The 1,295-nt window shown below is 69.6% G+C and carries 2 protein-coding genes and 1 pseudogene; all 3 read right to left on the bottom strand.

The annotated features are described in order from the left end of the window. Positions 1–218: response regulator (locus AOK22_RS42165; RefSeq protein WP_208606388.1), on the bottom strand; the 218-nt coding region annotated here is incomplete at its 3' end. Between the two features lie 95 nt (positions 219–313). Further along, entirely contained in the window at positions 314–982 is a 669-nt protein-coding gene (locus AOK22_RS11035; protein WP_055698418.1) for a potassium-transporting ATPase subunit C, read from the bottom strand. A gap of 6 nt (positions 983–988) precedes the next feature. Next, positions 989–1,295, bottom strand: a pseudogene (locus tag AOK22_RS42610) (potassium-transporting ATPase subunit B); the annotation flags it as partial.

Below are 1,295 nucleotides of genomic sequence, written 5' to 3'. Positions count from 1 at the left end.
ACGCGGGTCCAGCCGCGCAGGGCCTTCAGTACGTCGACGCCGTCCATGTCGGGCAGGCCGAGGTCGAGGAGGATGACGTCGGGCTGCCGGGCTGCGGCCAGGCGCAGCGCGGTGGCTCCGTCGGGCGCCGCGTCCACGCCGTACTTGCGCGCCTGCAGATTGATCACGAGCGCCCGGACGAGCTGTGCGTCGTCCTCCACCACCAGCACCCGGGTCATCGGTGCGCGGCCTTCCTTGTCGTCGTGTCCGCGGGAGCCGGCGGGCCCGGTCGTGTCCCGGGGCCGCCGGCTCCCGCCGGTCGTGGTTAAGCCCATCAGCCCTTCTCGGTCAGTTCCTTGAGGGCGACGTTGAGCTGGAGGACGTTGACGCGGGGCTCGCCGATGAAGCCGAGGATCCGCCCGTCGGTGTGCTCGTCGACCAGCTTCCGGACCTGCGCCACGCCCAGGTGGTTCTTCTCCGCGACGCGGCGGACCTGGAGGTCGGCGTACGCGGGAGAGATGTGCGGGTCGAGGCCGGACCCGGAGGAGGTGACGGCCTCGGCGGGCACCTCGGAGGGCTTCACCGGGTGGCCCGGGGTGGAGTTGTCCTTGATGACGGCCGCCTTGGCGTCCTTCACCTGCCGGATGAGGTCCTTGTTGTCCCCCGCGAGGTTGGTGGCGCCGGACAGGAGCAGCTTGTACTGGGTGTTGACGCTGTTCTCGCCCAGGCCGTTGGAGGGGCGCGGCTGGAACCACTTGAGGTCGGGCTCGGCGGTCTCCTGGCCCTTCTGCAGCGGCAGGTCGTAGCGCTGGCCGATGAGTTCGGAGCCGACGACCCTGCCGTCCGCCGTCACCTCGGAGCCGTTGGCCTTGTCGTGGAAGAGGGCCTGGGCGACGCCGGTCACCGCGAGCGGGTAGAGGACGCCGCAGATCACGGTGAGGACGAGCAGGGCGCGCAGGCCCGCGCCGATCAACCGGGCCGAGTTGCCTACGGAGTTGTTCATGGCGGATCAACCGATTCCGGGGATGAGGGAGAGGAGTACGTCGATGATCTTGATGCCGATGAACGGGGCGACGAGCCCGCCCAGGCCGTAGATGCCGAGGTTGCGCCGGAGCATCCGGTCGGCGCTCATCGGCCGGTACCGCACGCCCTTCAGGGCCAGCGGCACGAGCGCGACGATGATCAGCGCGTTGAAGACGACCGCGGAGAGGATCGCGGACTCGGGCGACGACAGGCCCATGATGTTGAGCTTGTCCAGCGACGGATAGGCGACCGCGAACATCGCCGGGATGATCGCGAAGTACTTCGCGACGTCG

This window comes from Streptomyces silaceus (genome assembly GCF_001419745.1).
GTDB classification, from domain to species: Bacteria; Actinomycetota; Actinomycetes; order Streptomycetales; family Streptomycetaceae; genus Streptomyces; species Streptomyces silaceus.
Note: the sequence above shows the minus strand (reverse complement) of the source record. Positions and strands in the feature narration are given on the sequence as shown.

Excerpts from the sequence above, each read along its gene's own strand:
- AOK22_RS11035 (WP_055698418.1), bottom strand. The coding sequence starts at position 982 with ATGAACAACTCCGTAGGCAACTCGGCCCGGTTGATCGGCGCGGGCCTG.